Source organism: Limnohabitans sp. Rim8, assembly GCF_943326455.1.
GTDB lineage: Bacteria > Pseudomonadota > Gammaproteobacteria > Burkholderiales > Burkholderiaceae_C > Limnohabitans_A.
On the sequence record NZ_CALPTI020000028.1, the window covers coordinates 25,052 to 31,486 of the forward strand.

Below are 6,435 nucleotides of genomic sequence, written 5' to 3' on the forward strand. Positions count from 1 at the left end.
TTCAGCGCACCAAATCCTGGTTCAAGCGGAGTGTTCTGCTGACCTGCAAATTCCAGTCGGATTGACCGCCTGCAGCGATCTGAAAGGGTCTGGGCAGTTGAGACACATCCAGCTTGAAGTTGTAACGAATGCGTTGCCGAGCGTCAGGGGTGAGGCTTTGCAGATCAATGAGTCGCCAAGCAGACTGCCTGCGGATGACGCTCAGGGCCTCACCCAAGGTTTCGAAACTTTGTGAAATGCTGCCAGCCAAACCGGTGCCCGCGATTGGTTCGGATGACACATTCAAACGCCAACGCCGCGTCAAGGGTTGAAAAGCCAGCCTGTAGTAGCGATGGCTCACACCCACTTGGGCATCGGTCCAGTACCAGCGGTCTCGCAAAATCTCAGCTTCGGCCACAAAGTGAAGTGCAAGGCCTTTGACCAAGGCATCTTCCAGGACAGGCCCCAACTCCAAAGACATCTGAGCGTTGAGCACCAAGTTGCCGTTCTCGCGCAGCGCTTTGAGTTCGGTCAGCTCGATGCTGGCATTTTGGGCCCAAGCTGTGGAAATAGACAGGATGCCAACGCACAAAAGCCGCGCGAGGCTGCTGAGCAGCTCAAGCCCGTTCTTTCTCCAGCAGTGCGTAATAAAACCCATCATGTTCACCCAACGCATTGTCCACGACCGGAAGACCTGTGGGCGCATGACCGGGTATCAAATGGCCGGGAGATGGCAGCAATTGGGCATTGGTGTTGCGCTGAAGAAACGCTTGCACGGTTTCATCCCCTTCGGAACGGAAGACCGAGCAGGTGCAGTAAAGCAATCGCCCGCCCGGTGCCAAGAGAGGCCAGAGCGCTTTGAGCAATTGCGCCTGAATTTGGCCCAGTTGGGCGCTGTCGCTGGGACGACGCAGCCAACGCACGTCAGGATGTCTGCGCACGATGCCCGAAGCGGTGCATGGGGCATCCAGCAAGATGGCATCAAAGTTTTCACCGTCCCACCAACTGTCGGGCTTGGCCGCATCTGCGGCGCGAACTTCAGCACGAGCCTCAGCTTGAACACCCAAGCGCTTTAAGTTCTGATCAATCCGCTGGCAACGGCGGGCATCTACATCGAGGGCCAGAACCCGAGCTTGGGGGTAACAAGCCAACAAGTGAGCAGTTTTACCACCCGGGGCCGCACAAGCGTCCAGAATGCGCCAGGGCTTGGTGGCGTCACGGCCTTGCAGCAACAAGGGGGCGGCCACTTGGGCTGCAGCATCTTGAACAGAAACGTGGCCTTGGGCAAAGCCGGGCAACTGGGTGACCGGCACTGCTTTTGCCAACTGCAAGCCTGTCGCCCCAACGGCTTGAGCAGGCAAGCCAAGGGCCAGCAACTGCGCTTGGTATTCGGCCACGCTGTGGTGGCGTGGATCGACACGCAAGCTCATGGGTGCGGGCTGCTGCGCCATGCCCAGGAGACTTTGCCATTGCGCCGGGTATTCGGCTTTCAGGCGCTCAATCCACCACAGGGGGTGATTCCAAAAGGCCTGCGGGTTGGTGTCGGTCAGAGCCACCAAGTCCTCACGTTCACGCATGAAGCGCCTCAGACAAGCGTTGATGAAACCGCTTTGGGCGTGCGTCGTTCTTTGCTGGCGAGCAGCTTCGACCGCTTGGTTGACCAAAGTGTGTACCGGGTAAGGCGCCTCTGCGTCTTGCCAGCTCAAAGCTAAAGCGGTGCACAACAAGGCGTCGGCAGCTGGAGGTGGGGCTTTGCTGGCCAATTGTTCGCGCAGCGCAGTGGCACGGCCCAATTGGCGCATGACCTGAAATGCCAGCGCTTGCACGCCGGGGCGCAGTTCGGAAGGCACCGCTTCGATTTCAGGCGTCAATGAGCGCCCTGAACGCACGCCCTGCACCACTGCTGCGGTCGCTTGCAGCAATTGCCACAAGGGAGCCGAATGGTTGGAGGGCCCCTGCTTGGACGGCTGACCCGGCTCAAGTGCTTCTGCAGCTTTGAAGATCGGCCTGGGGGACCTGGGGAGATGTTGGGCGCGTGGCTTTGGGGTCATGGGGTGGGCCGTGAATGCCTATTTGAAAATGAAACAGCCCCTGACCACTTGGCGGTACAGGGGCTGCTCAAGGGTCACCGGAGGACCGGTGACTTCATCGCTCAGGCGGCTTCGCCAGCGTCTGTGATGGCGTCTTCGGTCGACTCACCGGCCAAGTCCGCAGCTTCCGCATCGGCAATGGCTTTGCGCTCGGCATCGTCCATCGCGTCTTTCACGGCACGGGCCTTGTGATAAGCCAAACCTGTACCGGCAGGGATCAAACGACCCACGATCACGTTTTCCTTCAAGCCGCGCAACTCGTCGCGCTTGCCCATGATCGCCGCTTCGGTCAACACACGGGTCGTTTCCTGGAAGGAAGCGGCCGAGATGAACGAGTCGGTCGACAGGGAGGCTTTGGTGATACCCAGCAACAAGTTGCTGAAGGTTGCAGGGATCTTGCCTTCGCGCTGCAAAGCTTCGTTGGTGTTGAGAATTTCGGAGCGCTCCACCTGCTCACCAGAGATGTAGGTGGACTCACCCACGTTCTCGACCACCACGCGGCGCAGCATCTGACGAACAATCACTTCGATGTGCTTGTCGTTGATCTTCACGCCTTGCAAGCGGTAGACGTCTTGGACTTCGTCGACGATGTAACGGGCCAGCTCTTCCATGCCCAACAGGCGCAGGATGTCTTGTGGATCGGCAGGGCCGTCCACAATGCTTTCGCCCTTGTTGACCACTTGGCCTTCGTGTACCAGGATGTTCTTTTCCTTGGGGATCAGTTCATCCCAGACCTTGCCTTCTGGATCGGTGATCTGCAAGCGCACTTTGCCCTTGGTCTCTTTACCGAACGACACGGTACCGGTCATTTCGGCCAACATGCCTTTGTCTTTAGGTGTACGGGCTTCGAACAGTTCGGCCACACGTGGCAAACCGCCGGTGATGTCTCGGGTCTTTTGACCTTCAACCGGGATACGGGCCAGCACTTCACCAGGGCCCACATCCATGCCGTCGCGCACTTGGATCAGCGAGCCGATCTGGAAGCCAATCGTCACCGAGTGATCGGTGCCGGGGATTTTGACTTCTTTGCCTGAAGCGTCGATCAGCTTGACCTGAGGACGAATGACCTTGGCAGCACCACGACGCTTAGGGTCAATGACCACCAAGGTGGACAGGCCTGTGACCTCGTCCATTTGCTTGGCCACGGTGAGACCTTCTTCAACATTTTCGAATTGAACCTTACCGGCAAATTCGGTGATGATGGGTCGTGTCAGCGGGTCCCAGTTGGCCAAGATGACGCCGGCCTTGATGGCTTGGTCGGGCTTGATGGCCAAGATGGCACCGTAAGGCACTTTGTGACGCTCACGCTCACGGCCAGCATCGGAGATGACGATTTCGCCGGAACGGGAAATCACCACCAACTCGCCTTTGGTGTTGGTCACGTAACGCATGGTGGCATTGAAGCCGATCGTGCCGCTGGACTTGGCTTCTACGCTGGAAGCCACTGCAGCACGCGACGCGGCACCACCGATGTGGAAGGTACGCATGGTCAACTGTGTGCCTGGTTCACCGATCGACTGAGCGGCAATGATGCCCACGGCTTCGCCGGTGTTGATCAAACCACCACGGCCCAAGTCGCGGCCATAGCAGCTGGCGCACAAGCCAAAGCGTGTTTCGCAGGTGAGCGCGGTGCGAACCTTGACTTCGTCAACGCCGACCAGTTCCAACTCGTCCAGCATGTCTTCGTCCAGCATGACCCCGGTCTTGACCATGACAGCGCGTGTTTCGGGGTGCAAGACGTCTTCGACGACGACTCGGCCCAAAGCGCGGTCGCGCAAGGACTCGATCACTTCACCGCCTTCAACGATGGCGCGCATCAGTGAACCGTTGCGGGTTCCACAGTCTTGTTCAGTCACGACCAAGTCTTGCACGACGTCACACAAACGGCGGGTCAGGTAACCCGAGTTGGCCGTCTTCAAAGCGGTATCGGCCAAGCCTTTACGCGCACCGTGGGTAGAGATGAAGTACTGCAACACGTTGAGGCCTTCACGGAAGTTCGCCGTGATGGGGGTCTCAATGATGGAGCCGTCTGGCTTGGCCATCAGGCCACGCATACCGGCCAGCTGACGGATCTGCGCTGCAGAACCACGGGCACCAGAGTCGGCCATCATGTAAATCGAGTTGAACGATTCTTGGTCGACTTCGTTGCCATGTCGGTCGATGGTTTTCTCTTTGCGTAGCTGGTCCATCATCACTTTAGAGACAACATCACCGGCTTTGCCCCAGATGTCCACCACTTTGTTGTAGCGCTCACCAGAGGTCACCAAACCCGAGACGTATTGCTGCTCGATGTCGCGGACCTCTTTTTCGGCGGCTTCGATGATGGCGGGCTTTTCTGGCGGCACCAACATGTCGTCAATACCAATAGAGATACCGGCGCGTGTGGCCAAACGGAAACCGTTTTGCAACAGCTTGTCGGCAAACACCACCGTCTCTTTCAAGCCGCACTTGCGGAAAGAAGTGTTGATCAGCTTGGAGATTTCCTTCTTCTTCAGCGCCTTGTTCAGGTTGCTGAATGGCAGGCCCTTGGGCAGGATCTCGGACAACAGGGCACGGCCCACAGTGGTTTCCACCATCGACACGGAGGCGGTGAATTCACCGGTCGCTTTGTCTTTGGTCCACTCGGTCATGCGCACGTTGATCTTGGCGGTCAACTCGACGGCATCGGCGTCCAAGGCGCGCTGCACTTCACCGATGTCGGCAAAGATCAGGCCTTCGCCACGGGCGTTGATGCGGTCACGTGTGGCGTAGTACAAGCCCAAAACGACGTCTTGAGACGGCACGATGGAGGGCTCTCCAGAAGCGGGGAACAAGATGTTGTTGGAGGCCAACATCAGAGTGCGGGCTTCCATCTGGGCTTCGACCGACAGGGGGACGTGCACGGCCATTTGGTCACCGTCGAAGTCGGCGTTAAAGGCCGCGCAAACGAGGGGGTGCAACTGGATGGCTTTGCCTTCGATCAACAAAGGCTCAAAAGCCTGAATGCCCAAGCGGTGCAAGGTAGGGGCACGGTTGAGCATCACGGGGTGCTCTTTGATGACCTCTTCCAAGATGTCCCAGACCACTGGTGTACCGGCTTCGACTTCTTTCTTGGCCGCCTTGATGGTGGTGGCGATACCCATCGACTCGAGACGGGCAAAGATGAAGGGCTTGAACAACTCGATGGCCATCAACTTAGGCAAACCGCACTGATGCAGCTTGAGGGTTGGGCCCACGGTGATGACGGAACGACCGGAGTAGTCCACGCGCTTGCCCAGCAAGTTCTGACGGAAACGACCGCTCTTGCCTTTGATCATGTCGGCCAAAGACTTGAGGGCACGCTTGTTGGCGCCGGTCATGGCTTTGCCGCGACGGCCGTTGTCCAGCAAGCTGTCCACGGCTTCTTGCAGCATGCGCTTTTCGTTGCGCGCAATGATCTCGGGGGCCTTCAACTCCAGCAAACGGCGCAGACGGCTGTTGCGGTTGATGACGCGGCGGTACAGGTCGTTCAGGTCGGAAGTCGCAAAGCGGCCGCCGTCCAGAGGTACCAACGGACGCAGGTCCGGTGGCAACACGGGCAACACTTCAAGCACCATCCACTCGGGCTTGATGCCGGACTTCTTGAAGGCTTCCAGCACTTTGAGGCGCTTGGAGTTTTTCTTGACCTTCAGTTCGGAGCCGGTCAAGTCACCGCGCAGGCGCTCGATTTCGCTTTCGATGTCAATGCTTTGCAGCAATTCCTTGATGCCTTCGGCGCCCATCTTGGCGACGAATTCATCGCCGTATTCCTTGATCTTGGCGTCGTAGTCGTCTTCAGACATGATGCCGAACTTTTTCAGCGGGGTCATGCCGGGATCGGTCACCACATACGCTTCAAAGTACAAGACACGCTCAATGTCGCGCAGCGTCATGTCGAGCACCAGGCCCAAACGCGATGGCAAGGATTTCAAGAACCAGATGTGGGCGCAAGGCGCAGCCAAATCGATGTGGCCCATGCGCTCGCGGCGCACTTTGGTTTGTGTGACTTCAACGCCGCACTTCTCGCAGATCACACCGCGGTGCTTGAGGCGCTTGTATTTGCCGCACAAGCATTCGTAGTCTTTGATAGGGCCAAAAATCTTGGCGCAAAACAGACCATCGCGCTCGGGCTTGAAGGTGCGGTAATTGATGGTTTCCGGCTTTTTCACTTCGCCGAAAGACCAGGAACGGATCTTCTCGGGCGATGCCAGACCGATGCGAATGGCATCGAAATGGTCATCGGGCGTGAACTGCTTGAACAGGTCGAGTAGTGATTTCATGGTTTAAATCCTTTGCCTGTGAATTAAGAACGCTCGAGCTCGATGTCAAGGCCCAGCGAACGGATTTCCTTGACCAGCACGTTGAACGA

At 57.8% G+C, this 6,435-nt stretch carries 3 protein-coding genes; all 3 read right to left on the reverse strand.

From position 1 onward, the window contains the following. Position 1: 1 nt before the first annotated feature. Positions 2–640, reverse strand: coding sequence for a DUF4390 domain-containing protein (locus tag Q1M54_RS14840; RefSeq protein ID WP_300558759.1), 639 nt, complete (start codon positions 638–640; stop codon positions 2–4). Further along, a complete protein-coding gene (rsmB, locus tag Q1M54_RS14845; RefSeq protein ID WP_366146262.1) occupies positions 597–1,910 on the reverse strand; it encodes a 16S rRNA (cytosine(967)-C(5))-methyltransferase RsmB in 1,314 nt (437 codons plus the stop codon). Before rsmB ends, Q1M54_RS14840 begins: the two co-directional genes overlap by 44 nt. A gap of 221 nt (positions 1,911–2,131) precedes the next feature. Further along, positions 2,132–6,346, reverse strand: coding sequence for a DNA-directed RNA polymerase subunit beta' (gene rpoC / locus Q1M54_RS14850; protein ID WP_300558763.1), 4,215 nt, complete (start codon positions 6,344–6,346; stop codon positions 2,132–2,134). Positions 6,347–6,435: the final 89 nt, after the last annotated feature.

Bases quoted from the DNA above. Each gene is read 5' to 3' on its own strand.
- Q1M54_RS14840 (WP_300558759.1), bottom strand. From the start codon at position 640: ATGATGGGTTTTATTACGCACTGCTGGAGAAAGAACGGGCTTGAGCTG.
- rpoC (WP_300558763.1), bottom strand. From the start codon at position 6,346: ATGAAATCACTACTCGACCTGTTCAAGCAGTTCACGCCCGATGACCAT.